The organism is Gordonia sp. w5E2, assembly GCF_036540975.1.
GTDB lineage: Bacteria > Actinomycetota > Actinomycetes > Mycobacteriales > Mycobacteriaceae > Gordonia > Gordonia jacobaea.
Window position 1 is genome coordinate 291,533 of record NZ_CP144213.1, and the last position, 24,865, is coordinate 316,397.

The 24,865-nt window shown below is 66.1% G+C and carries 21 protein-coding genes; 12 read left to right on the forward strand and 9 right to left on the reverse strand.

Translation table 11 applies throughout. From position 1 onward, the window contains the following. Positions 1-23 precede the first annotated feature (23 nt). Both RND64_RS01220 and RND64_RS01225 read left to right on the forward strand, forming a co-directional pair. A complete protein-coding gene (locus RND64_RS01220) occupies positions 24-440 on the forward strand; it encodes a hypothetical protein (RefSeq protein WP_331436390.1) in 417 nt (138 codons plus the stop codon). A 113-nt stretch (positions 441-553) separates the two neighbouring features. Further along, positions 554-1,111 carry an RNA polymerase sigma factor gene (locus tag RND64_RS01225; RefSeq protein WP_049700224.1) on the forward strand — a complete coding sequence of 186 codons (558 nt, stop codon included), beginning with the start codon at positions 554-556 and terminating at the stop codon, positions 1,109-1,111. Positions 1,112-1,128: 17 nt separating this feature from the next. On the opposite strand, the gene RND64_RS01230 is transcribed toward RND64_RS01225, so the two are convergent. The 4 genes from RND64_RS01230 to RND64_RS01245 all read right to left on the reverse strand — a co-directional run bounded on the left by RND64_RS01230 (position 1,129) and on the right by RND64_RS01245 (position 6,626). After that, complete coding sequence (locus RND64_RS01230) at positions 1,129-2,622, reverse strand: AAA family ATPase (RefSeq protein ID WP_442903963.1); 1,494 nt, start codon at positions 2,620-2,622, stop codon at positions 1,129-1,131. A 235-nt stretch (positions 2,623-2,857) separates the two neighbouring features. After that, the gene (locus RND64_RS01235; protein ID WP_331436392.1) at positions 2,858-4,492 is read right to left on the reverse strand and encodes an LCP family protein; all 1,635 of its coding nucleotides are present in this window, start codon (positions 4,490-4,492) and stop codon (positions 2,858-2,860) included. Between the two features lie 73 nt (positions 4,493-4,565). Next, positions 4,566-5,381, reverse strand: coding sequence for a CPBP family intramembrane glutamic endopeptidase (locus RND64_RS01240; protein ID WP_270485036.1), 816 nt, complete (start codon positions 5,379-5,381; stop codon positions 4,566-4,568). A 441-nt stretch (positions 5,382-5,822) separates the two neighbouring features. Further along, the gene (locus tag RND64_RS01245) at positions 5,823-6,626 is read right to left on the reverse strand and encodes a DUF2470 domain-containing protein (RefSeq protein WP_270485034.1); all 804 of its coding nucleotides are present in this window, start codon (positions 6,624-6,626) and stop codon (positions 5,823-5,825) included. 227 nt (positions 6,627-6,853) lie between these two features. Between RND64_RS01245 and pheA the strand changes: the two genes are divergently transcribed. Together pheA and RND64_RS01255 are read left to right on the forward strand one after the other, a co-directional pair. Then, a complete protein-coding gene (gene pheA, locus RND64_RS01250) occupies positions 6,854-7,846 on the forward strand; it encodes a prephenate dehydratase (RefSeq protein ID WP_270485032.1) in 993 nt (330 codons plus the stop codon). Next, the gene (locus RND64_RS01255; protein WP_270485030.1) at positions 7,846-8,520 is read left to right on the forward strand and encodes a histidine phosphatase family protein; all 675 of its coding nucleotides are present in this window, start codon (positions 7,846-7,848) and stop codon (positions 8,518-8,520) included. Before pheA ends, RND64_RS01255 begins: the two co-directional genes overlap by 1 nt. 58 nt (positions 8,521-8,578) lie before the next feature. Here RND64_RS01255 and RND64_RS01260 read toward each other — a convergent pair whose 3' ends face one another. Together RND64_RS01260 and RND64_RS01265 are read right to left on the reverse strand one after the other, a co-directional pair. Beyond that, positions 8,579-8,929 (reverse strand): metallopeptidase family protein, encoded by a 351-nt coding sequence (locus tag RND64_RS01260; RefSeq protein ID WP_270485028.1) that lies wholly within the window; start codon positions 8,927-8,929, stop codon positions 8,579-8,581. A gap of 14 nt (positions 8,930-8,943) precedes the next feature. Then, complete coding sequence (locus RND64_RS01265; RefSeq protein ID WP_387314238.1) at positions 8,944-10,245, reverse strand: septum formation family protein; 1,302 nt, start codon at positions 10,243-10,245, stop codon at positions 8,944-8,946. 58 nt (positions 10,246-10,303) lie between these two features. On the opposite strand from RND64_RS01265, the gene RND64_RS01270 reads away from it, so the two are divergent. The 4 genes from RND64_RS01270 (at position 10,304) to RND64_RS01285 (ending at position 13,914) form a co-directional block, all read left to right on the forward strand. Beyond that, entirely contained in the window at positions 10,304-10,699 is a 396-nt protein-coding gene (locus RND64_RS01270) for an ankyrin repeat domain-containing protein (protein ID WP_270485024.1), read from the forward strand. Between the two features lie 54 nt (positions 10,700-10,753). After that, a complete protein-coding gene (gene serS, locus RND64_RS01275; protein WP_331436394.1) occupies positions 10,754-12,022 on the forward strand; it encodes a serine--tRNA ligase in 1,269 nt (422 codons plus the stop codon). A gap of 56 nt (positions 12,023-12,078) precedes the next feature. Further along, the gene (locus tag RND64_RS01280) at positions 12,079-12,993 is read left to right on the forward strand and encodes a hypothetical protein (protein ID WP_064864710.1); all 915 of its coding nucleotides are present in this window, start codon (positions 12,079-12,081) and stop codon (positions 12,991-12,993) included. 66 nt (positions 12,994-13,059) lie between these two features. After that, positions 13,060-13,914, forward strand: a complete 855-nt coding sequence (locus tag RND64_RS01285; RefSeq protein WP_049700214.1) for a DMT family transporter — start codon at positions 13,060-13,062, stop codon at positions 13,912-13,914. Between the two features lie 337 nt (positions 13,915-14,251). Here RND64_RS01285 and RND64_RS01290 read toward each other — a convergent pair whose 3' ends face one another. Continuing rightward, a complete protein-coding gene (locus RND64_RS01290; protein WP_049700213.1) occupies positions 14,252-15,979 on the reverse strand; it encodes a glycerol-3-phosphate dehydrogenase/oxidase in 1,728 nt (575 codons plus the stop codon). A gap of 85 nt (positions 15,980-16,064) precedes the next feature. Here RND64_RS01290 and RND64_RS01295 point away from each other — a divergent pair, with 85 nt between their 5' ends. Next, entirely contained in the window at positions 16,065-17,063 is a 999-nt protein-coding gene (locus RND64_RS01295; protein WP_049700212.1) for a sugar-binding transcriptional regulator, read from the forward strand. A gap of 26 nt (positions 17,064-17,089) precedes the next feature. Here RND64_RS01295 and glpK (RND64_RS01300) read toward each other — a convergent pair whose 3' ends face one another. Next, the gene (glpK, locus tag RND64_RS01300) at positions 17,090-18,607 is read right to left on the reverse strand and encodes a glycerol kinase GlpK (RefSeq protein ID WP_049700211.1); all 1,518 of its coding nucleotides are present in this window, start codon (positions 18,605-18,607) and stop codon (positions 17,090-17,092) included. 50 nt (positions 18,608-18,657) lie between these two features. After that, complete coding sequence (locus tag RND64_RS01305; RefSeq protein ID WP_270485014.1) at positions 18,658-19,503, reverse strand: MIP/aquaporin family protein; 846 nt, start codon at positions 19,501-19,503, stop codon at positions 18,658-18,660. A gap of 242 nt (positions 19,504-19,745) precedes the next feature. On the opposite strand from RND64_RS01305, the gene RND64_RS01310 reads away from it, so the two are divergent. The 3 genes from RND64_RS01310 to RND64_RS01320 all read left to right on the forward strand — a co-directional run bounded on the left by RND64_RS01310 (position 19,746) and on the right by RND64_RS01320 (position 24,860). After that, the gene (locus RND64_RS01310) at positions 19,746-20,504 is read left to right on the forward strand and encodes an IclR family transcriptional regulator (RefSeq protein WP_331436395.1); all 759 of its coding nucleotides are present in this window, start codon (positions 19,746-19,748) and stop codon (positions 20,502-20,504) included. Then, entirely contained in the window at positions 20,501-22,006 is a 1,506-nt protein-coding gene (glpK, locus tag RND64_RS01315; RefSeq protein WP_270485010.1) for a glycerol kinase GlpK, read from the forward strand. The genes RND64_RS01310 and glpK (RND64_RS01315) overlap by 4 nt, the downstream gene beginning before the upstream one ends. Before the next feature lie 268 nt (positions 22,007-22,274). Next, the gene (locus RND64_RS01320; protein ID WP_270485007.1) at positions 22,275-24,860 is read left to right on the forward strand and encodes an ATP-dependent Clp protease ATP-binding subunit; all 2,586 of its coding nucleotides are present in this window, start codon (positions 22,275-22,277) and stop codon (positions 24,858-24,860) included. Positions 24,861-24,865: the final 5 nt, after the last annotated feature.

Sequence of the window (24,865 nt, forward strand, 5' to 3'; positions counted from 1 at the left end):
TGCTACGAACGAAGGAGATACGGATGAGCGCTGATGACGACTCCATCCTGACTGCGCTGGGCATCTCGCCCGACGACGTGCAGGCCCCTCCGCCCGGGGTGTTCGAGCACGCGCTGTCCGCCGCATTCGAGTCGGATGCTCCCGCAGACGACAGCACCGTCCCCGACATGGACGACGAGCCCAACGTGCCCGCTGACGACGACGTCGTCGTCGAAGACGGCGTGTATCACGAAAACGGTCAAGACGGTGCCGACCAACATCAGGGCGGCCACGACGACGGTGGTGCGGTGTCGGCAGACCCCGCGGTCCTGCATGGCGACGACGATCCGACGTTGCAGCACGACGATTCAACCGGGCACGACGTCGACCTCGCCGAGGGCGATTACGGCGATCACGACGGTGGTAGTGGACATCACGACGGGGGCGACTACCACCTGTGAGCGCCGCATGAGCACAATGCTCGATGAGCTGAATTTCGAAGACCGCACACGTCTTTCGCACCGGTGGCATATCCGTCACCGGTGCGGAGGCGTTTGATTGATCGGGAGCATCTGTGGACGAAGCGGTACTCGTGATGCAGGCACGCGACGGCGACCAACGCGCCTTCGCGGATCTGGTCAATGGCCATCGCAACCAGATCTGGGCAGTCTGCCTACAGATCTGCGGCAACCAGCACGACGCCGAGGACGCGCTCCAGGCAACGTTGCTCGCCGCGTGGCGCAACCTCGACAAGTTCCGCGGCGAGGCGAGATTCTCCACCTGGATGCACCGGATCGCCGCCAACAATGCGCTCGCATTGATCCGCAAGCGCAAGGCGAACACCACCCTCACCGACTTCAGCGACCCCGAGGCGCCGGTGACCCTCGACGCCGACGATTCGGCACCCCGATTCGACGAGCAGATAGCGCTGCGCGATCAATTACGCGAAGCACTGCAACAACTCTCGGACGACATCCGCGAAGCGGTTGTGCTGCGTGAGTTCGGCGACTTCAGCTACGCCGACATCGCCGAGCATCAGGGTGTCGGCGTGCAGACGGTGAAATCGAGACTCAACCGCGGGCGCACACAGCTCGCACAATATCTTCGCGCCCACACGACGGTCGAGTCATAGCGCGCGTACGGATTTCGTCACGGCTGCCAGGTTTGTGCCGACCGCGGATCGACGTTGTCACGACGGCGGTGGTCGCCGACAAGGGCGAAATCCTCAGCGACAGTTGCAGCCAATTCGACGAACGCGCGCCGCGTCGACTTGGAGAGGAGATCGAGGTCGACTTCTGCTCCCTCGGAGAGGTGTTCGTCGAACGGGATCACCTGCACGGCACGGGTCCGTGCGAGGAAGTGTTGCGCCAGTTGGGTGAGATCGATGCTGGCGCTGCCACGTCGGGGTCCGCTCAAGACGACAACCGCCCGTGACACCAGGTGGCCGTAGCCATGCGCTTCGAGCCAGTCGAGAGTCGCGCTGGCACTGCGTGCACCGTCGAGGGCGGCCGTCGACACGATGATCAACGAGTGCGCGAGATCGAGGACGCCGTCCATTGCCGAATGCGACAGTCCTGTACCGCAGTCGGTGAGGATGATGTTGTAGAAGCGCTCGAGAACCTGGATCACCGTGCGGTAGTCCTGCTCGTCGAACGTCTCTGCCGTAGCCGGATCACGTTCGGAAGCAAGGACTTCGAGTCGACTGACAGACTGTGAGGTGTGTCGTCGGACATCGGAGTAGCGGTGGATCTGATCGTCGAGGAGGACGTCCTGCACCGTCGACGATGTCTGCTGGGGAACTCGCTGCGACAACGTCCCGAGGTCGGGGTTGGCGTCGACGGCGATCACGCGATCGCCGCGCAGACTGGCGAACGTTGAGCCGAGACCCACTGTGGTGGTTGTCTTTCCGACGCCACCCTTGAGTGACAGCACCGCGATGCGGAAGTCTCCGTGGACCGGCGCATTGAGCTGCCTGACCAGTTCGTCGTGGTACACGGTCGCCCGCGACTCGCTGGGTCTGATGGTGCCTCCGGAGATGCGGTGCACTGTGCGACGCCAGCCCGACCGTGGTGGTCTACGCGCCTTGCGGAGGAGCATTCCGGAGTCGAGGCCGGGTGCGTTGTACTCTTGCGGCGCAACGGGTGTGCCGAACTGTGGCGGCACCCCGAATCCTGTGGGTGCCCCGAATCCTGTGGGCGCACCGAAGTGTTGGGGTGCGCCACCTTGCGGCGGAACTTGCTGGGGTGGGCCTTGTTGCGGTTGGCCTTGCTGGGGTGCCCCGAAAGGGGGGCCGGCGTGCGGTGGCAGTGATTGAGGTGGCACTCCGTGGTTTGGTGCGGCGTGCGGTGGCACGGGGCCACGAGGCGGCATGGTGCCACGAGACGGCGGCGCGAAGTGTGGCGCGTCGGGGTGTTGCGGTGCCGCTACGGGGTCGCCGGCCCACTCATTGTCGGCGGCAGGAATCCAGCTCGGCAGTGGCGCCGGCGGTCCAGCTTCCGGCTGTGGCGCTGCGGATCGTGCAGCTTCGGAGTGGGCACCTTGAGACTGTGGGTGCTCTTGCGGGGCGACATCCGGCCGGGCAGTGCCGCTTTCAGCAGAAGCATGGCCTTCGGGCGATGCAGCGACCTCAGAGGGCCCAGTCACCTCAGAAGATCCATGAACCTCCGGAGCGGCGGCGGTTTCCCGAGGAGCGGCGGGTGCGCGCAGCGAATCGCCGCTGGCTGGGGCAGGCGGGCCCGCCAGCCACGGCGGAACGTGTGGTGCTCGGTGGTTGTCGGCCGTCACGGTACATCCTCGCAATGTCGAAGTTCGGCCATGACGTTACAACGGGGCGGGTGGCGGTGCGGAATCGCAAGTCTGAAATCGCGGTAGTCGTCATTCACCCGATTGCGCCGCCCTGATCGGACAGCAGATCCTTCGGTATCTGCTTGCCGGACCGGATCGCGTCGAAGAACTGTTTGGTGTTGTCTCCCACGGCAAGTGAGTCGCCGTCGTCGGTCAGCTCAGACCCACCGGTCGGTGTGGTCGTGGTGATCGGGTCGTCGCTCAGCCACCACCCGAGCATGCCCAGGTTCCACAGGTGCGTGGAGTTGTCGACGGTCAAGCCGTCGACCGCACCGCTGATGAACGGGAACAGACGGAACGGGTTGAGTAGTACGCCGGGGCTGGTGGCCTTCGACATCAGGGCCGACAGGAACTTTCGTTGATTGACCACGCGCTCGAGGTCGGCGTTGGGGAATGCTCGGGTGCGGACCAGGCCGAGTGCCTGTTGCCCGTTGAGATCGTGACAGCCCTTCGTCAGGTTGAGGCCTGCCTTGGGGTCGCGGAGTGATTGGTCGATGCAGATGTTCACGCCGCCGACAGCGTCGACGAGGGTGTCGAAACCGCCGAAGCCGATCTCGGCGTAGTGGTCGATGCGAATGCCGGTGAGTTGCTCGATGGTTTTCGCCAGCAGTTGCGGACCGCCGAAGTTGTACGCCGCGTTGATCTTGTAGCTGCCCTGACCGGGGATCGGGACGTAGAGGTCGCGCGGGATGCTGATCAGCGTGGCCTTACCGCTGGGGGGCTTGTACGCGAGCATGATGGTGTCGGTCCGCGACCCGTCGCTGTCTCCGGTCGCGAGATTGTCCTTTTGCTGCTGGGTCAAGCCCTCGCGGGAGTCGCTGCCGACGATCAGCCAGGTGGTGCCGGGGGTGTCGGAGGGACGCCCGGCGTAACCGGGCAGAGCGTCGACGCGGTGCAGTTTGCTGTCGTAGTAGAAGAACAGTCCGAGTGATCCGAGGACGATCACGAGCAGGATGATCAGGATGATCCTGCCGATGCGTCTGGGTCGGCCGAGCTGTGGTCGACGAAAGCGTGGCTTTCCACGTCGAGGTGGCGACGCAGGGGGCGCGGTCTGACCCCGATCCGGGCGTCGAGGGGGAGCAGACGACCCGCCGCGCGACCGACGGTCGTCAGGGGACACCGGCTCGGGCTTCTGCGTCGGCGCGTACGCGCGAGCGGCCCCGGCACCCGCGGCTGCACCCGCTGCCGCGTGCGAGGGTGCGGCGGGGACGGGTTTGGCGTGGTCAGCGCCGCGTGGAGCGGGCTGCCGTGAGGGTCCGGGAGGCGCGGGGCGTCGAAGACCCGGCTGCGGGGGTTGGGCATGGTCGGGTGCTGCCGACCATGCCAGCGGAGGTTGGTACTCCGCGACACGACGACCTCGATCGTTTCCGCCTGCACCTGGCACCTGTCGGGTGGGGTCGTAGGCGTTTACGGGCGCGGCGTGTACGGGCGCGGCGTTCGGGGGTGCGGCGCGTCGAGGGGCGTGGTGCTGCGGGTCGGCCTGACGAACCGGATGCGGCACGGGATTGCGCGGTCGGCGGTCAGCGGGTGGCTGAGGTGCTGGATTTCGACGCTGACCTGCGGGAGCGCGGTCTCTTCCAGGTGGCGTGGGCGCCGGATTCCGCGGCTGCTGCTCGTGCGGCGACGGACCACCGCGGCGCCGCATGTAGCGCGGATCTGGCTCATTCATCAGATCAAATGTACGCGGGCGTTCAGGCCACAAGCGTCATTCACGCAGCGCACGGGCCGATGGCGTCGAGTGCTCACCCGACCCAGCCGAGGTGATCGTGGAGCAGTGCGTAGCCGATGAACGCGACGACGTCGATGACCGCGTGCGCTATGACCAGCGGCCACACCCGGTTGGTGAGCTGGTAGTAGCGCCCGAAGACGAGACCCATCACGACGTTCCCGACGCCCGCGCCCACACCCTGGTACAGGTGATAACCCCCACGTAGGAGAGCGCTCGCGGCCAACGACATGTTCTCCGACGCCCCGAGTTGCCGTAGCCGCGTGATGAAGTAGGCGACGACGATGATCTCCTCCGCGGCCGCGTTGCCGATTGCGATGGCGATCAGCACCGGCCAACGCCACCACGGACCGTCGACTTCGCTCGGGACGAGATGAGCGTTCATTCCGAGCGCACGTGCGGCGGCGACGAGTGCCAACCCGGGCAGTCCGATCGCGGCAGCGAGAACCAAACCCGGCGGGATGTCGCGGCCCCTCAGGCGGGCGAGTCCCAGGGCGCGCAGGCGCAGGCCGGATCGCCACAGGAGATAGACGCCCAGTCCGGCGATCGCGAACAGTCGCAGCACGCTCATGAGCTGCCGCAGGAAATCGATCAGTCCGACGGACGAGCGGCTCGGATTGAGCGCGACCGTAGCGTTGCCGACTCCGCTGGTCAGCTGCAGCTCGATCAGCGAGAGGACGGCCGAGATGGCCGAGAAACCGAAGGTCAACACACCGACGATGACCAGCTCGACGATCAGCGCCCGTCGCTCGCGGGGGTCGTCGACCACCTCGACGACTCGCTGCGGGGCCGGTCGGACGATCGCAGCGATCCCACGCGTCACGTCGACCATGGCCGACAGCCTACGGCGCCTCGCGGGAGAAGCGGCGGCGCGGGAGCAGAGGCCAGCGCGGGCGGGCTGAGCGCCGCGGTGGGTGTGGGCCGTCGTGCAGAAACTAGGGGAAGGATTCTTTCCCCGGCTCTTGTGCCGTTGCTCGTGTTGTTTCTCGCGGAAGGGAACGGGACCCGAGGAAGAGTCGCGCGGACGCGCTGGAACCCGGGGAAGAGTCGCGCCGACGCGCTGGAACCAGCGGAAGAGTCGCGCGGACGCGCTGGAACCCGGGGAAGAGTCGCGCCGACGCGCTGGAACCAGCGGAAGAGTCGCGCGGACGCGCCGGAACCCGGGGAAGAGTCGGGCGCGCGGTCGGGCAGCCCTCCCGACCGCGCGCCCTGGCAGTCCAGTCGATGTCAGACGAGGGGTCTTCCGATTCGACTGGGCGGGGGTGGTCTTCGATTAATCCGGCAGGCTGTTCATAAACGGACAGCCCGCCAGGTTGCGGAGCGCCCGCGACAACTCGGTGACGTCGTTCACCGGATGGGGGAAGGGAAGTCGGACGTCGGAGTCGCCTGCCGAACCCTCGACGCGGAAGCGCAGTCCGAAGCGGTCGAGTCCGAGTGGGCGCACCCGGCCCTGTCGGAGGTGGCGTGGAAGTCGACGTGCGAGTTGTCCGACGATGTCCGCGTGCGCGGCGTCGAGGTGGCTGATCCAGTCGTTCTCGTACTCCCAGAACGGGTCCGGCTCGGCGCGAGCGAGTTCGTCCGCGGGAACCGACGCGGCGCCGGCACCGCTCGCGACGACGGCGGTCTCGATCTGCAGCCGCATCATCGACCGTCCGTGGCCGATGTCGAGGAGTCCTTCGTCGGGGTGTTCCGTGGCGATCTCGACGGCCAGGTCGCGTTCGAGATCGGCCGGGATGTGATGCAGCCGTCCGTTGAGCCAGATCAGGGAGCGGACCCGTTCGCGCAGGTCGATGGGTGCGCAGTCGGTGACCTCGACCATCGCGGGCAGGCCGTCGGGACTCTCGGCTGCCGCACGCATCGCCGGTCCCGCAGTGGGGACCAGGACGAATGCCTGTGTGTCGAAGAGGTGGACCAGGTCGACCTGGGTCGGGGTGGCGAGGTCGGCCTCGTGGCTGTGCAGTGCACTCTGCGAAGGCTCGACGGGCGATTCGACGGCCAGCATCGCGCTTCCCGCCCTTCGACATGCGGTGGCGATGACCTCGGCGTCCGTCGGTCTGTCGGTGACGGCTCGTGTCATGCGGTGCTCACTCCCGGTCGGCTGATGTGCTGTCCAGCTCATAATAGGTAACCCTAACCTAAAGTCGTTTCGGGTGATCCGTCAATGGTTGTGATCGCGCGGAATCTGACGAGCGCGAGGCTGACGCGCTTGTCTGCGCTCGGCGTCGGACGACCGTTTCTTCGTGGCCCACGGTTTGTCTGCGCAGGTCAGGGAGATGTTCACCTTGTGTCGACTAAGCTCGGGTCGTGTCAGTGTTCGCGTACTTCGGTCCGGCAGGGACCTTCACCGAGATGGCGTTGGACAAGATCCTCGCGACCGAAACGGGTGCCGCAGGGGTCCCGCGCCGCGACGATCACGACGAGGTGACCAAGGTTGCGGCGGCCAGTCCGGCCGCAGCGATCGCGTTGGTCCGCTCCGGCGACGCCGACTTCGCGTGCGTGCCCATCGAGAGTTCACTCGAGGGATCGGTACCGGCGACGATGGACGCGCTCGTCCCCGACGGCTCCAAGCGCGTGCAGGTCGTCGCCGAAACCGTGCTCGACGTCGCATTCGCCATCGCCGCTGCCACGGCCATCGATGCGTCGCAGGTGCGACGGATCGCCGCGTACCCCGTCGCATCGGCGCAGGTCCGATCCTCCGTCGAAAAGCTATATCCGGGAGCCGAGTTCGTTGTGGCGTCGTCGAATGCAGGTGCGGCACAAGATGTCGCGGCCGGTAAGGCCGATGCCGCGGTGACCACGCGTCTGGCAGCGGAACTGTCGGAGCTGACCGTAATCGCCGACGAGGTTTCGGATGCTGTCGACGCCACGACGCGATTCCTTCTCGTCGGCAGACCGGTGTCGCCTCCGCCGCCGACCGGCGCCGACCGCACCGCCGTGATCCTCGAACTGCCGAACGAGCCCGGTAGCCTCATGTCGGCGATGAATCAATTCGCTTCGCGTGGAATAGATCTCACCAGAATCGAATCTCGACCCCGGCGCGATCCGGATACCGGCGAATCCAATCCCGGGCAGTACCGATTCTTCCTCGACGCCGTCGGGCATATCGACGACGACGCGGTTGCCGAAGCGCTCCAAGCGCTCTATCGCGAAGCCGAACACATTGTGTACCTGGGGTCGTGGACGGCGCGCGGGGTGATCGGCTCGCCGCCACCGGACCATCGGCCGGGCAAGGAGTGGGTCTCGGCGATGCGTCGAGGACTGGGAGATGGTGACGACGTCAAGGATGGTGATGACTGATGGCCCGTCTGTATCTGGTCCGCCACGGCGAGACGACGTCGAATGTGATGCGTCGACTCGACACCGCACTACCGGGCGCCTCGCTCACTGATTTCGGTGTGCGACAAGCGGTTCGGTACGGCTTGGAGAATCCGATCACGCGCACCGATGACTCCGACGCCCCGGTGCTCCTGAGTTCGCAGGCGACCCGCGCCCAGCAGACCGCTGAGGTCATCGCCTCGGTCTGGGGCGCCGACGCCGATATCGTGCCGGGGGTGCACGAGGTGCAGGCCGGCGAGCTCGAAGACCGCACCGACGACGAGGCTCACGGTGTCTTCCGCGAAATCATCGACCGTTGGTACTCCGGCGACCCCGACGCCCCGATCCCCGGCGGCGAATCGCTCACGATGGTGTTCGAGCGGTATCTGCCCGCCGTCACCGATCTCGCGCAGCGCTATCTCAGCGGACCCGACGCCCGCGACGTCTACCTTGTCAGTCACGGCGCGGCGATCAGGCTCGTCGCTGCACACCTCGCGGGGATCGACGGAAGGTTCGCGGCCGCAACACATTTGCCCAACACCGGCTCCGTCGAATTGGAGTACACCGACGGACTGTGGGTCCCGCACCGCTGGGGCGCCACCCGCGCCCCGTTCGAACTCGTCGACGAGCCACTCGTCGCCGACCCGATGGGGTAGGGGGCGGTCGCGCGCGGCGCGGCGCGACGTCCCGGCCCGCGCCCCGAAGCCCCGCCCCTCAGCCCCAGCCGTGCGCGTGGAGCCAGGCGTCGTCGATGCCGAAGTGGTGGGCGATTTCGTGGATGACCGTGACGGCGACCTCGTGGACGACCTGCTCGCGCGTCTGGCACATCCAGAGGATCGGCTCGCGGTAGATGGTGATGGTGTCGGGTAAGAAGCCGCCGTAGTCGTGGTCGCGGCTGGTGAGCGCGACGCCCGAGTACAGCCCGAGGATGTTCGGCGACTCGGGGTTGTTCGGCTCGACGAGGATCACCACGTTGTCGATGGCGTCGGTCAGTTCCTTCGGGATGGTGTCGAGTGCATCGGACACCAGGCCCTCGAACTCGTCGTCGGACATGGCGACGGGCATGGGTGTACTCCTGATCAGCCCGCTGGAGCGGGGACCTCTTCGGGGTTCGGTTGGATGCCGGGCGGTAGTGGGACGGGCGTGGGCAGCACGCGGCCGGGGGGCGCCTGCGGGGGCGGTGCCGGAAGCTTGCCGTTGATCAGGAGTGTCTGTCGCGCGTCGCCGACGAGCGTCGCGAATCCGCCGCGATCGGGTAGCCCGATGTAGCAGACCACCTTGCGGCTGCCCGCGAGCCAGCTCGGCTCGCTGATCACCGACCACTGAGTGTTGAGTGTGGTGGCGTCGAGCTTCTCCTTGCCGCCGAGGAATCGTTGCGCCTGCGCCGGGCAGATCCCGGCCAAGAACTTGTTCTGGTCATCGATCTGCGGCCACGGCTTACCCGACGTCCGATTTCCGAAGCGCGCAGAAAGGTCGACGATGCCGGTCGTCTGGAACGCGTGCGGTTCACTGCAGCCGACGACGGTGGCGGGCACCGTGGGGCGTCGAGTCTGCTGATCGATACCGATGCATGTGCCGGGTGGCCACGAGAACGATTGGTCGTTGTCTATGACGCGTCCCGCCACCTGGTCTGGCTGGCCGCCCTTGCCCGTCTGTTGCAATCCGCAGCGCAGTTCGCGAGCGCCCTTGTCCCACTGCGCTTGTGACGGATACATCATCCCGACGGAGAAGCGTCCCTGCGGGTCGAGCTTGCCCTGCAAATAGTCGTCGACGATGACCGGGCACTGCTCGTCGCGAATCGCGGCGAATCGCTCGGCCCCAGGCCACGCCGCGGAGTCGCCGAATTCCGATCCGGGAAGAAGCGCGGTGTTGAGCGGACCCGCCACCTCGAAGCGATGCAACTGATCGCACGCGACCTTCGACGGCTGGCCGGGCTGCCCGTCGGGCCAGTCGAGGCAGTCACCGGCGACCGATCGCGTGAACGCGTTCTGGGTGAGACGTTCGTTCTCGCCGATGTCGGTGCTTCCGACGTTCCCGTTGTCGGTGAACGAGCCGAGCGCAAACGCGATGCCACCCGCGACGATCGCACCGATCACGATCGCCGCCAGCACCACCCGCATCGGGTTCGCGGCGAGCACTCCACTCACCCCGCGTCGACGCGTGGGTTCTGCGGTGGCTGCATCGTCTTCGACGACGGGTCGCTCGGTCTCCGGCTCGTCGCCCTCTTCGGCCCCACCCTCAACGCCCTCTTCGGCACCGATGGGCTCGAACTCTTCGGTGACCGGATCGAACTGCTCGGTGACCGGCTCGACGTGTTCGGTCGCCGAGGGGTCGGGCGTCTCGTCGTCGGACACCTTGTCGGGATCGTCGTTCATCGGCATCCATCATGCACTTTCCGAGCGTCCGGGTGCGCCGATACCTGTGCTTAGACTCGGACGGGTGAGCCCAGAAGACCCCGAACCGAGTGCCGACGTCCAGGAATTGGCCGGACGACTCTTCGACATGGCCCGCTCGGGCGACGCCCCATCTCTCGCCGCCTACCTCGACGCCGGCGTGCCCGTTGACCTGCGCAATCAGTCGGGTGACTCGTTGCTGATGCTCGCCGCGTACCACGGCAACGTCGAGGCGGTGACGGCTCTCACCGAGCGCGGCGCCGACGTCGACCTCGCCAACGACAAGGGCCAGACACCGCTCGCGGGTGCCGTGTTCAAGGGATTCGACGACGTCGTCGCGGCATTGGTGAAGGCCGGAGCCGACCCTTTCGCGGGAACCCCGAGCGCCGACGACGCGGCGTCGATGTTCGGCCGAGCCGACTATCGCGGGCACTGGCAGTAACCGCGGCAACGTCCGACGATCCGCCCGCCGGGCGCTCCAGTATCGTTGACAGGCGTGATCGACCTCAAAATCGTCCGCGACGACCCCGACCTCGTCCGCGCCTCGCAGCGCGTCCGCGGAGAAGACCCCGGCCTCGTCGACGTTCTGCTCGACGCCGACTCGACGCGTCGATCAGCCATCGTCGAAGCCGACTCGCTGCGCTCCGAGCAGAAGGCTCTCGGTAAGCAGGTCGGCAAAGCGTCCGGCGACGAGAAGGCAGCGCTGCTGGCCAAGGGCAAAGAGCTCGCCGATCAGGTCAAGGCTGCTGTCGCGCGGCAGAACGAGGCCGACGAGGCCGCGTCGAACGCGCAGCGCGCGATCTCCAACATCGTCGAGGGTGCGCCCCCCGGAGGCGAGGACGACTACGTCGTTCTCGAACACGTCGGCCAGCCGCGCGAGATCGAGAATCCCAAGGACCACCTCGAACTCGGTGAGTCACTCGGCCTCATCGACATGGAGCGCGGCGCGAAGGTCTCCGGCTCGCGGTTCTACTTCCTGACCGGTCAGGGCGCGATGCTGCAGCTCGGACTGCTCACGATGGCTGCGCAGAAGGCCACGGCCAACGGGTTCACGCTGATGATCCCGCCGGTGCTGGTCCGGCCGGAAGTGATGGGCGGAACCGGCTTCCTCGGCGCACACGCCGACGAGGTCTACCACCTCGACAAGGACGACGATCTCTACCTCGTCGGAACGTCGGAGGTGCCGCTCGCCGGCTACCACATGGACGAGATCATCGACCTCTCCGACGGCCCGAAGCGCTACGCCGGATGGTCGACGTGCTTCCGACGCGAAGCGGGTAGCTACGGCAAGGACACACGCGGCATCATCCGCGTGCACCAGTTCGACAAGGTCGAGGGCTTCGTCTACTGCAAGCCCGAAGACGCCGCGGCCGAACACCAGAAGCTCCTCGGCTGGGAGAAGGAGATGCTCGCCGCGATCGACGTCCCGTATCGGGTCATCGACGTTGCCGGAGGCGACCTCGGGTCGTCAGCCGCGCGCAAATTCGACTGTGAGGCATGGGTTCCCACCCAGCAGACGTACCGCGAGCTGACCTCGACGTCGAATTGCACGACGTTCCAGGCGCGTCGCCTTTCTATCCGGTACCGCGACGAGTCGGGTAAGCCGCAGGTCGCCGCGACCTTGAACGGAACGCTCGCCACCACGCGGTGGCTCGTCGCGATCCTGGAGAACCATCAGCAGGCCGACGGTTCGGTTGTGTTGCCCGAAGAACTCGCGCGGTTCGTCGGTACCGACGTACTCAAGCCCAACGCCAAGACTCAGTAGCGCCGCATGACGCGTGGTGTGACGGCGACCTGTTCGCGGTGTGTGCTGGTGTCGCAATGACATTCGGAATCATCGTCGCGGTGATCGGCGCGCTCTCGTTCGCGGCGGCATCTGTCTTACAGGCGCTCGGCGCGGAGCGGGTGGCGCAGCGTGCTCAGCACAGGACCGAATTGCGTTCGAACACACCACATCCGACGCTGCGCTCCACCGCTGCGACGATGCTGACAGTGCCGTTCCTCATCGGGTTCGCGTTTGACATCGTCGGTTTCATCGCGACGATCGTGTCCGCGCGACTGATCCCGCTGTTCCTCTCGCAGACCATTATCTCTGCGCGCATGGTCGCGACCGCGGTACTCGCCGCGATCGTGCTGAAGGTGAGTCTCACCTGGAGAGAATGGGTTTCGGGGGCGGTGGTCATCCTCTCGCTGATCCTGCTCGCGATATCTGCCGGGCGCGAGGGCTCCGACTACGACGCCTGGATGGGCTGGGCGACGCTCGTCGCCGGACCGTTGCTGATCGTGATCGGCATCGTGGGAGCTCGAGTGCTCAAGCGCCGAATCGCGGCATTCGCGGGACTCATCGCGGGCGCGATCTTCGGGGTCATGGCCGTGGCTTCCCGTGTGCTGACGGGTGTTTCACCGTTGCAGCCGGGAGTGCTGTTCACCGATCCCGCGCTCTATGCGCTCCTCATCAGTGGCATCGGCGGCTTTTATCTGTTCACGGTTGCGCTGCAGACGGGGTCGGTCAACGGCGCGGCCGCGGCACTCGTCGTCGGACAAACGGTGCTTCCGGGTGCCGTTGGCATCATCTTTCTCGGCGACGTCACGCGCTCCGGGTGGGGGCCTGCCGCGATCGTCGCGTTCGTGGCCGCTGTCGTCGGCGGCGTGATCCTGGCATCGTCGGGCGCTGTGACGGCCGTCGAGAAGGCCGAGTCGGTCAACCTCCCGGCCGGCTACGGGCACGGCAGCTGATACGTTCGGCTGTCGCGTTGCCGTGACGTCGCGTTCTCGCCACGCGGATGATGAATACTGAACCGCATGGTCATCGGCATCGTTGCTGCGATCCTCGCGGCGTTGGCGTACGGCACTGCGTCGGTGCTGCAGGCGCGCGGTGCGCAGAGCGTCGAGGATGGCACGGTCGGGGCCGCACCGTCGTTGCGTTCGACGGTCACCGCCATGCTCACGGTGTCATTCCTGCTCGGGCTGGCGCTCGACGGGATCGGCTTCGCGGGAAACCTGGTTGCGGACAGGCTCATTCCGCTCTTCCTCGCGCAACCCATCGTGAGTGCGAACCTGGTTGTCACCGCGGTGTTGGCGACGTTGGTCCTCGACGCTCGGCTCAGCCGTCGAGAGTGGACCGCGGTGGCCGTCGTGGTGATCGCGCTCGTCGTGCTCGGCATCGGTGCCGGCGAGGAAGGCCACCGCGACCACAATTGGCTGCACTGGGCACTGCTCGGTGTGGGTGTCGCTCTTTTCTTGGCCATCACCGCTGTGACCAGAGTGATTCCGCGGGGAGTCGCCGTTGTCGCGGGACTCGGCGGCGGTGCGCTGTTCGGTCTGATGGCCGTGGCGATCAGGATTCTCGACGGCGTCGACCCGTTCGACGTCGGCGCGATACTCACCGACCCGGCGGCGTACGCGGTGGTGATCTGCGGGGTGGGCGGGTTCTATCTGTTCACCGTCGCGCTGCAGACCGGGGCGGTCAGCGCCGCGGCGGCGTCGATCGTGGTCGGCGAGACTGTGGTCCCCAGCGCGCTGGGAATTGCGCTGCTCGGCGACAGCACCCGTCCCGGCTGGGCGGTGCCGACGCTGATCGCGTTCGCCGCCGCGGTGAGCGGAGCGATCGTCGTCGCGACGTCGTCTGCCGTCGAGGCGACAGAGTCCGCGGCCTGACTCGGGGGTGGTTTCGACTCGGGTGTTCGCTGCGCTCACGCCCGCTCAACCAGCGGAGGCCAGCACCGATGATCGAGCTTGTCGAGATCACCAGCGGGGGCCACCACCGCGGATCGGGCTGACCACCGCTGATCGGGCTGACTACCGCTGATCGAGCTTGTCGAGATCACCTGCCGCGGTGGGTGTGGTTTCGACTCGGGTGTTCGCTGCGCTCACGCCCGCTCAACCAGCGGAGGGGCACGCCCGCTCAACCAGCGGGGGGACGCTCAACCAGCGGGGGCCAACCACCGCTGATCGAGCCAATCCGATGATCGAGCTTGTCGAGATCACCCGGCGCTCAGACGCTGGCCGTGCTGGCCGTCACCTGCACGCGGTGGGCGTCGTTGAGATTCTCGACGGCGGCCTCGATCTCGGCGGCGCGCTGCTGGCCGTCCCAGCCGAGGATCTCGGCCATGGCGTCGCCGAGCTCGGTGAGCACGGCTGCGGTCACTCCGCCGACGAAGGCCAGATCGGTTCTGCGCAGCAGGATGTCGCTGATGTGCACGGCCTGCTCCGTCTCGATCATGTAGCGCAGCTCGGCGGTCGAGAGTCCGCTGGCGGGCAGCGGGGCGTCGGGGCCGGTGGTGATCGCTGCGATGACCTCGCTGGCGCGGGTGCCGTAGCGGGTGAGCAGCTCATCGGCGCGGTCGGCAGGCACGTCGCCGCGTCGGCTGGCCACCCATGCTCGACGCTGCGCGTCGGTGGTCGGGTAGTCGCGGCCGCCGCCGATGGGCAGTCCGACGGTCGAGACCTGTCGGGCAGCGCCGAGCAGCTCCATGATGCGATCCGACAACTGCTCGCCGAGGGCGCGGAACGTGGTCCACTTACCGCCGACCAAGCTCAGCACCGGAACCGAAACCCCGGGCAGCTCAGTGCGTTCGACGTTGTAGTCGCGCGAGACGAAGCCCGGCGTCGTGTCGTCGTGGCGGGGCAGCGGGCGGATGCCGGAGAACGAGTACACGATGTCGTCGCGGGAGACGGCGATATCCGGGAACACATGCTTGATGAGATCGAAGAAGTAGTCGATCTCGTCGTCGGTGCACCGCGTCGGCGTGCTCGGGTCGGCGTCGATGTCGGTGGTGCCCACCAGGACTCGATCCTTGAGCGGGTAGATCAGCACGATGCGACCGTCGGAGTGCTCGAAGAAAATCTCGCGCCCACGAGTGGCCTCGACGAGGTCGGGGTGATCGAGAACGATGTGAGATCCCTTGGTGCCGCCCATGTATCGGGTGTCGCCGCCGAGTGCGTCGTTGGTGAGGTCGGTCCACGGACCACTGGCGTTCACGATGACCTCGGCAGACACGGTGAACTGTTCACCGCTGACACGATCTGCGAGCACCACCTCGCCGTCGCGAATCGCGATGGCTTCGACATGGTTGGTCGCACGGGCGTGCGGTCCGGTGGCAAGGCCGTCCTTGAGGACGTCGAGTGCCAGGCGCTCGGGATCGTGTACCGAGGCGTCGAAATAGGTTGCGGTGTAACGAATTCCGGAGTTCAGTCGCGGCATGTCGGCGCGAGCCTTGTCGCCTGCGCGGAACTTGTGACGCGGCACCCGGCGCTTACCCGCGCCGGAGAAGGCGTCGTACATGACCAGTCCGGCCTTGATCAACGCCGCGCCGCGCTCGTTGGGCTTACCGGTGTTGTGCGTGAGAAAACGCCTCGGCGCGTTCAGGATTCCGCTGAACGTCGAGAAGATGGGGACGGTGGTCTCGAGGGGCTTCACGTAGTGGGGTGCGATCTCGAGCAGGCCGTTGCGCTCGTGCACCGACTCTCGGACGAGTCGGAACTCGCCGTTCTCCAGATAGCGGATGCCGCCGTGGATCATGTGGCTCGACGCCGACGACGCGCCGCTGACCCAGTCGTCGCGCTCGACGAGCACGACGTCGATGCCCTGCAGTGCGAGGTCGCGGAAGGTGGAGATGCCGTTGATGCCGCCACCGATGATGAGGACCTGTGCCGACGGGCGCTCGGTGAGCGTCGCGACGCTTGGCCGGAGCGGTGCGGTCGAGGTGGTGTTTTCGGTCATGATTCCATCCTGATGGTCACTGCACATAAGAGCAATACTTCTGCACATATGTGCACCGGTGGGTTTTGCTGGTAGAACGTGTGGGGTGGAAAGAGTCGCGGCCGACGATCCGAAGCGCAGTGCGCTCGCGGTGCGTGCGGCGCATCTGTACTACATGCAAGACCTCGACATGGCAGCTATCGGCCGCGAGTTGGGGATGAGCCGGTCGTCGGTGTCGCGACTGCTGAGCTTTGCTCGCGCCACCGGCCTCGTCGACATCACAATCCACGCGCCGGCGGGTAGAACCGGCGAGGTTGCCGACGAGTTCGGCCGACGCTTTGGTGTGAACGCCTCGGTCGTGCCGACGACCGCGCAGATGTCCGACGCCGACCGACTCGAGCGCGTGGGGCAGGAAGCCGCGCGATCGCTGGGCAGGATGTTGGAGGCCAATACGACGCTCGGTATCGCCTGGGGCGCCACGATCAGCGTCGTCAGCAGACATGTTGTGCCAAAGGAACTGTGGAACACGCAGATCGTGCAGCTCAACGGTGCGGGCAACCCGACGAGTTCGGGAATCGACTACGCGAGCGAGATCCTCCGCAGATTTGCCACGGCGTATTCGGCTCGCGTGGAACAGTTCCCGGTGCCCGCGTTCTTCGACGACCCGAACACCAAAGTCGCGCTGTGGCACGAGCGCAGTACCAAGCGAGTCCTCGACGTCCAGCAGACGATGAACGTCGCGCTCTTCGGGCTCGGTGCCCCCGACGCCGACGTCCCCAGCCACGTCTACACCGGCGGCTACCTCGAGCCCGCCGACTTTGCGTCGCTGCGCTCCGAGCGGGTCGTCGGCGACGTCGCGACGGTGTTCTACCGACACGACGGCAGCGACGCGGGGATCGAGTTGAACAAGCGGTCGTCCGGCCCGGACCTGGACGTGATCCGGGCCGTCCCCCGTCGTATCTGTGTGGTGTCGGGAGAGTCGAAAGCCGCTGCGACAGAAGGCGCTTTCGCAGCAGGCCTGATCACGGACATCGTGCTCGACGAGAACCTCGCCCGACTGCTCATCCACCGCGACACGACGCACCATGTGCGACGTGGCGGGTGAATAGCAGCCGGGCAACGATGACATCGTCAGTCCACATCGACCCAGTCGAGCGTGCGCTCAACGGCCTTGCGCCACTGCTTGTAACCGGCTTCGCGCTGGTTCTCGTCCCACTCCGGCTCCCACCGTCGGGCTTCGTTCCAGTTCTCGCGTAGTTCGTCCGTGTTCTTCCAGACCCCGACGGCCAGCCCGGCCGCGTACGCCGCGCCGAGTGCCGTTGTCTCGGCCACGACCGGTCGGCTGACCGGGACACCGAGCACATCGGCCTGGATCTGCATACACAGTTCGTTGGCGGTGACGCCGCCGTCGACCTTCAGAACATCAAGCGTCACACCGGAATCGGCGGTCATCGCCTCGGTGACGTCGCGCGTCTGATAGCAGATCGACTCCAGGGTGGCACGCGCGAGGTGCGCGTTGGTGTTGAACCGCGAGAGTCCGACGATCGCGCCGCGCGCATCCGACCGCCAGTACGGAGCGAACAAGCCGGAGAAGGCAGGCACGAAGTAGACGCCGCCGTTGTCGTCGACCTGGCGGGCAAGTGCCTCGGATTGTGATGCGCCACTGATGATTCCGAGCTGATCGCGCAGCCACTGGACGGCGGAGCCGGTCACCGCGATCGAGCCCTCGAGTGCGTAGACGGGCTTCTCCTCGCCGAGCTGATAGGCGACGGTGGTCAGCAATCCCGACTTGCTCCGCACGATGTCGGTACCGGTGTTGAGCAACATGAAGTTGCCTGTGCCGTAGGTGTTCTTGGCCTCGCCGGGGGCGAAGCAGACCTGGCCAACGGTCGCCGCCTGCTGGTCGCCGAGCACGCCGGTGATGGGAACCTCGCCTGCGAGCGGTCCGGTCGACTCGGTGACACCGAAGGCCTTGGGGCTCGACGACGGCAGGATGTCGGGAAGCATCGCGCGCGGAATGTTGAACAGGGACAACAGCTCGTCGTCCCAGTCGAGGGTCTCGAGGTTCATCAGCATGGTGCGGCTCGCATTGGTCACGTCGGTGACGTGTTCGCCGCCGCGGTAGCCGCCGGTGAGATGCCAGGTGAGCCAGGTGTCGGTGGTGCCGAAGATGGCGTCGCCGCTTTCTGCCGCCTCACGGACGCCCGGCACGTTCTCGAGGATCCACTGGATCTTGCCGCCGGCGAAGTAGGTGGCAGGCGGCAGTCCCGCCTTGTGTCGGATGGTGTCGCCGTGTCCGTTTCGTTCCAGTGCGCTGGCGATCTTGTCTGTACGGGTGTCCTGCCACACGATCGCGTTGTAGTACGGGCGTCCCGTTCGACGGTCCCAGACGACGGTGGTCTCGCGCTGGTTGGTGATGCCGAGGGCGGCAAGGTCGCTCGAGGTCAGTCCGGCTTTGCCGAGTGCTGTCTGGATGACGGCCGATGTCCGCTCCCAGATCTCGACCGGGTTGTGCTCGACCCAGCCGGCGCGGGGGAGGATCTGCTCGTGTTCGAGTTGGTGGCGGGCGACCTCGTTACCTGCGTGGTCGAAGATCATGAATCGGGTGCTGGTGGTTCCCTGGTCGACGGAACCGACGAAATCTGGCATGGGTGTATCTCTCGTTCTCGATGAAGTCAGGTGTCAGGTGATGAGTGTGTTCAGTGTCGCGCGCTGATGTGCTCGGGTTCGGTGGGTTCGGAAACACCGATCTCCTGGCTGTCGTCGCCCTCTGTCGGGAGGAAGCGTTCGATGCCGAAGACGAAGATCGCCCCGCCGAGTAGTCCACCGATGATAGGCGCGACGATCGGTATCCAGAAGTAGAGTTCCGGACCGTTCGCGGAGTACATCGCGTCGCCGTATCCGGTGATCAGCGACGCAAGTCGCGGACCGAAGTCACGGGCCGGGTTGATGGCATAGCCGGCGTTGGTGCCCCATGCCATACCGATCGCGACGACGAGGATGCCGATGATCAGCGGCGCCATGTTGCCCAGCGGAGGATTGTTGACCACGCAGGTCAGGGCAAAGATGACGGCGACGAGGATCGCGGTGCCGACGATCTGATCGATGAATGCGGTGGTCAGCGAGACGCCGCTGCCCGGGGACGTCGAGAAGATTCCCTGAGTCGCCTTGGTGTGGTCGGGGTCGATCGCCCTGATCTGGTCGGCGTAGGTGTAGCGGACGATCAGGGCTCCGATGAACGCGCCGACCATCTGCGCAGCGATGAACGGTGCGACCTTGCGGCGGTCGAAGCCCTTGAACGCGGCCAGGGCGATGGTGACGGCGGGGTTGAGGTGCGCGCCGCTGAGGCGACCCGCGACATAGACGGCAAGCGCGACGCCGAAGCCCCACGCGAATGCGATCGAGTTGTGGTCGCCCGCACCGAGCGTCTTGGGGAAGCCTCCGCAGACGACCTGGGCGACCACACCGCAGCCGAACAAGATGAGGATCATCGTGCCGAGGCATTCTGCAGAGAGTTCACCCACCAGCGGGGTTTTCTTCGTCATGGTTTCACTCCTTTGTGACCGGCTCGATGTCCTGATGGTGTTCTCGGTACCAGCCGGATGGAGGAGAAAGTAAGCCGAGACTGTGACCCAGATCAATGATTGTCGTTCGACAATGTCGAACGAAGGTCGGCCATTCTCGATCGCGAGGAGTGTAAGCGGCCGTAAAGTCGAGCAAACGGAGCACGTTCACAAGGCTCACGGGACCAGTTGTAGGACCAGTGGGACTCCAGGGAGGAGGCAAGGTGCCGGGACCAATCCAGTCGATCCAGCGCGCCGCTGCCGCGCTCGACCTGCTCGAGCGCAGTCCGCGGTCGTTGTCGCTCCGTGAGATCGCGGCCGAGTTGGGCCTACCGAAGGCGACGGTGCACGGCATCCTCGGCACCCTTCTCGATATCGGCTATGTCGATCAGGACGAGGACGGCTCCTACCTCACGGGCGTGCACCACAACGGCTCGCCGTCGAATCTCGACGGCAACGTGTTGCGTTCGGCGGCGATGGGGTGGTGCGACACCCTGGCGGCGATGCTCGACATGCAGGTCTGGCTCGAGGTGCTCGACACCGACGCCGCTGTCGTCGTGCATCACGTCTTCCGGCCCGACGACTCGCCACAGCGGATGCGCGTCGGCGAGCGCGTGCCGCTGCACGCATCGGCTGGCGGCAAGTTACTTCTTGCGTACTCGCAGAATCGGGATCGGTTGTTGCGCAACATGATTCTGGACAGGTTCACCTCGGACACCGTCGTCTCCCGCACCGATCTCGCAGCCGAGATCGCCACGGTGCGTCAAACCGGACTGGCCACCGAACACGGAGAATACGAACGCGGCAGCGCGGCGACGGCCGTCCCCGTACACGGTCGCAGGCCGGGTGAGATCGGCGCGCTCGTCGTCGTCGGACCGCCGTCGACGATCTTCCGGTCGGGCACGCTGCCGCGCAACGTCGTGATCGATCAGATGCGACAGGCCGCGACGTCGATCGACCGGGAGTTGGGTGCTGCGCGGTGAGCGCGAAGACCAACGACGGCTCGGTCGTCGCGGCGATCGATGTCGGCACGACGTCGTCACGCTGCATGCTCTTCGACAAGCACGGCCGCATGGTGTCGATCGCCCAACTCGAGCAGAAACAGTCGTTCCCGCGGCCCGGCTGGGTGGAGCAGAACGCGCACGAGCTGTGGGTCAACGTGCAGAAGGTCGTACCCAAGGCGCTGGCCCTCGCCGGCCGGACGCCGTCGGACGTCGTCGCGCTCGGCCTTGCCAACCAGCGCGAGACGACGGTCATCTGGGATCGCCGTACCGGACGTCCCCTCGCCCCCGCGATCACCTGGCAGGACACGCGCACCGGGCCGATGGTCGACCAACTCGGCGAACATGCCAGCGAGATCCGCGACGTGACAGGACTCGACCCGGCGACCTACTTCGCCGCGCCACGTCTGCGCTGGCTGCTCGACAACATCGGCGGCGCTGAAGCGTCGGCCCAGCACGGCGAGGTCTTGTTCGGGACGCTGGAGACCTGGCTCATCTGGAACCTGACCGGTGGCCCCAAGGGCGGCATCCACATCACCGACGTCACCAACGCCAGTCGCACCCTGTTGCTCGATCTTCGACGACGCGACTGGAGTTCACGAATGCTTCGTCTCCTCGACATCCCGGAGGCGATGATGCCGAGGGTCGTCGGCAGTAGTGAGGTGTATGCCAAGTGTGCTCGCGTGCTGCCGGGTGTGCCGATTGCCAGTGCGCTCGGCGATCAGCAGTCGGCATTGTTCGGCCAGACCTGCTTCACTCCCGGCGACGTCAAATGTACTTATGGCACAGGCGCTTTCGTGCTGATGAACGTCGGAACGTCGATCGTTCCGTCGGCGCGTGGTCTCGTGCCGACCATCGCCTACAGCCTGCCGGGTGAGGCCCCGGTCTACGCACTCGAGGGTCCGATCGCGATGACGGGCTCGTTGGTGAACTGGTGCCGAGACCAACTCGGTCTGATCGACACCGCGCCGGAGATCGAGACGCTCGCGCGCACCGTCGACGACAACGGCGGCTGCTACGTGGTCCCTGCGTTCTCCGGACTGTATGCGCCACATTGGAATTCGGAGGCGCGAGGAATCGTCACCGGGCTGACGTCGTATGTCACAAAGGGGCATCTTGCCCGGGCTGTACTCGAGGCCACCGCGTGGCAGACGGCCGACGTCGTCGAAGCGATGCGCGACGTCGCGGGTATTCAACTGCAGCGGTTGGCCGTCGACGGTGGGATGACGGCGAACAACCTGCTCATGCAGCACGTCGCCGACGTCCTCGACGTTCCTGTCATCAGGCCATTCGTCTCCGAGACGGTGTCGCTGGGAGCGGCATACGCCGCGGGACTGGCCGTCGGGTACTGGGACGATCTCGATTCGCTGCGGGAGAACCGCCACGTCGCGGCGTCGTGGACGCCGTCGATGGACCCGCAGCGCAGGCGTCGGGAAGCGGCGGGCTGGCAGTCGGCGGTGCGTCGAGCGCTCGCCGACGTCTGAGCGTCGAGACGCGATCGAGATGCGGCGGTGTCGGGTGCATTGCAGATCTCGTGGCAAAGCTTCGACATAGCGGCTAACGTCGAAACTGAGGTTCCTCTTCGCGTGACCGGGACGGGCGATCGACGTCCCGGGAGTTCCGTTGTGTCGGCTCCGGCCACGTCGCTGCTGCCGAGACATCCGCATGGCTACACGAAAACTGCGCGTGCCCTCCTGAATTCGTGCTCAGTGAATGCTCAGTGAAGTCGCGCCCGAGTGAAGTGAGGAAGCTTTGTCCGAATCATGGTTTGGTAGCGACCCTTTCAGCAGCAACGACGCCTTCGGCGACATCTTCAACAGGTTCTTCGGGAGCAGCGGTACCCGTCCGCAGGTACAGCGCGTCGACGTCAATCGATTGTTCAGCGACGACACCAAGCGACTGGTCTCGGTGGCCGCGCAGGCAGCCGTCGAATGGGGCAACGCCGAGATCACCCCCGAGCACCTCCTGTACGGCGCCACGCAGGTCGAGCCGTCGCGTTCGATCATCGAGCAAACCGGCCTCGACCCGGAAACCGTCGCCTCGCAGATGCAGGCGATCTCGTCGGTCGACGGTGGTGGCACCAGCGACGAGAGTCCCGGTCTGAGTCCCGCGGCGCGGCAGGCGCTGCGCAATGCGCAGCAGCAGGCGGCTCGTGCGAACGTCGGCTACGTGGGGCCGGAGCACGTGCTCCTCGGCATCGCGATGTTGCCGTCGGACATCCCGGCTGCGCGAGTGTTGAAGGGCGGGGCGGGAATCGAGGAGGGACGCAAGGCCGAGGCCAAACCCGCAGCACAGTCGGACACCCCGACGCTCGACGAGTACGGGCGCGATCTGACCGAACAGGCCAGGGAGGGCAACGTCGACCCCGTGGTTGGCCGCAACGACGAGATCGAGGAGACGATCGAGATCCTCTCGCGGCGCCGCAAGAACAACCCGGTGCTGATCGGCGACCCCGGCGTCGGAAAGACGGCGATCGTCGAAGGTCTCGCGCAACGCATCGTCAACGGCGACGTCCCGTCGACGCTCGCGGGACGACGCGTGATCGCGCTCGACATGAGTTCGATGGTCGCGGGCGCCAAGTATCGCGGCGAGTTCGAGGAGCGGCTGACCAAGGTGCTCGACGAGGTGCGGGAGCACTCCGACGAGCTCGTCCTGTTCATCGACGAACTGCACACCATCGTCGGTGCCGGATCCGGCGGCGAGGGTTCGATGGATGCGGGCAACATGCTCAAGCCTGCGCTCGCCCGAGGCGAGTTGCACACCATCGGCGCGACCACGATCGACGAGTACCGCAAGTACATCGAGAAGGATGCGGCGCTCGAACGTCGCTTCCAGCCGGTGATGATCTCCGAACCGTCCGTGGACGACACGATCCAGATCCTCGAGGGCCTCGCCGACGTCTACGAAGAACACCATCAGGTGCGGTACACGAAGGAATCCCTCGTCGCCGCAGCCGAATTGACCGACCGCTACGTCACTGACAGGTTCATGCCCGACAAAGCGATCGACGTGATCGACCAGGCGGGTGCGCGAGTCCGGTTGCGTACCAAGACTCCCGACCCCGAGACGCGAGAGTTCGAGGAGGAGGTCGCTCGCCTCGAACGCGAGAAGGAATCGGCCGTCGCCAACGAGGACTACGAGCGCGCGAACCAACTCAAGACCGAGATCGACGAGAAGCGCGCGAATGCCGGTGCCGCGGGTCAGTCGCCGACGCCGGAGGTGACTATCATGGACATCGCCGAGGTGGTGTCGAGGCAGACCGGAATCCCGGTGTCGGAGTTGACCACCGAGGAGCGCGAGAAGTTGCTCGGCCTCGAGAACACCCTGCACGACAGGGTGATCGGCCAGGACAAGGCGGTGACCGCGGTGGCCGAGGCCGTGCGTCGGGCGCGGGCTGGACTCTCCGATCCCAACCGGCCGATCGGATCGTTCCTCTTCCTCGGACCGACCGGCGTCGGCAAGACTGAACTCGCGAAAGCCCTTGCCGCAGCGGTCTTCGGCGACGAGGACCGGATGATCCGCTTCGACATGAGCGAGTTCCAGGAGAAGCACAACGTCGCACGACTCGTCGGTGCACCTCCCGGATATGTCGGATACGACGACGCCGGTCAGCTCACCGACAAGGTTCGCCGCCAGCCGTATTCGGTGATCCTGTTCGACGAGATCGAGAAGGCGCACCCGGACGTGTTCAACGTGTTGCTGCAGTTGCTCGACGACGGCCGGGTGACCGATGGTCAGGGTCGCACAGTCGATTTCAAGAACACGCTGGTGATCATGACGAGCAACATCGGTTCGGATCTCATCCTCAACGCACCCGACGGTGACGTGGAGAAGGTGGTCCCCGACGTGATGGATCTGCTGCGCCAGCGGTTCCGTCCCGAGTTCCTCAACCGGATCGACGAGACCGTCGTATTCGATCGACTCGACAAGACGCAACTACGCCAGATCGTCGACCTCACCCTCGACGGGACACGACGCATGCTCAAGTCGCAGAGCATCGGACTCGACGTAACCGACGCCGCGAAAGATCAACTCGCCGAAGAGGGTTATCAGCCGGAGTTCGGTGCGCGCCCACTGCGCAGGTTGATTCAGAAGCAGCTCGACAACGAGCTGTCGAACCTCGTGCTCAAGGGTGCGGTCGAACCCGGCGACACCGTCGTCGTCGACGCGGGAGAGCCGAGGCTCACCCTGTCGGTGAAGAAGGACGCAGCGGCTTCGGCTCCGGCCGACGAGCTCGCTGAGGCGCCCGCGACGTCCGCAGAACCGACCAAGACTGATACGTCCGCTACAAAGGAATCCCAACAACCAGCCGCATCCGGTGCGGCACAGGAGAACTGACACAC

Coding starts and splice junctions, on each gene's coding strand:
- RND64_RS01220 (WP_331436390.1), top strand. CDS start 24: ATGAGCGCTGATGACGACTCCATCCTGACTGCGCTGGGCATCTCGCCC.
- RND64_RS01235 (WP_331436392.1), bottom strand. CDS start 4,492: ATGAATGAGCCAGATCCGCGCTACATGCGGCGCCGCGGTGGTCCGTCG.
- RND64_RS01240 (WP_270485036.1), bottom strand. CDS start 5,381: ATGGTCGACGTGACGCGTGGGATCGCTGCGATCGTCCGACCGGCCCCG.
- RND64_RS01245 (WP_270485034.1), bottom strand. CDS start 6,626: ATGACACGAGCCGTCACCGACAGACCGACGGACGCCGAGGTCATCGCC.
- RND64_RS01255 (WP_270485030.1), top strand. CDS start 7,846: ATGGCCCGTCTGTATCTGGTCCGCCACGGCGAGACGACGTCGAATGTG.
- RND64_RS01260 (WP_270485028.1), bottom strand. CDS start 8,929: ATGCCCGTCGCCATGTCCGACGACGAGTTCGAGGGCCTGGTGTCCGAT.
- RND64_RS01265 (WP_387314238.1), bottom strand. CDS start 10,245: ATGCCGATGAACGACGATCCCGACAAGGTGTCCGACGACGAGACGCCC.
- RND64_RS01280 (WP_064864710.1), top strand. CDS start 12,079: ATGACATTCGGAATCATCGTCGCGGTGATCGGCGCGCTCTCGTTCGCG.
- RND64_RS01285 (WP_049700214.1), top strand. CDS start 13,060: ATGGTCATCGGCATCGTTGCTGCGATCCTCGCGGCGTTGGCGTACGGC.
- RND64_RS01290 (WP_049700213.1), bottom strand. CDS start 15,979: ATGACCGAAAACACCACCTCGACCGCACCGCTCCGGCCAAGCGTCGCG.
- glpK (WP_049700211.1), bottom strand. CDS start 18,607: ATGCCAGATTTCGTCGGTTCCGTCGACCAGGGAACCACCAGCACCCGA.
- RND64_RS01305 (WP_270485014.1), bottom strand. CDS start 19,503: ATGACGAAGAAAACCCCGCTGGTGGGTGAACTCTCTGCAGAATGCCTC.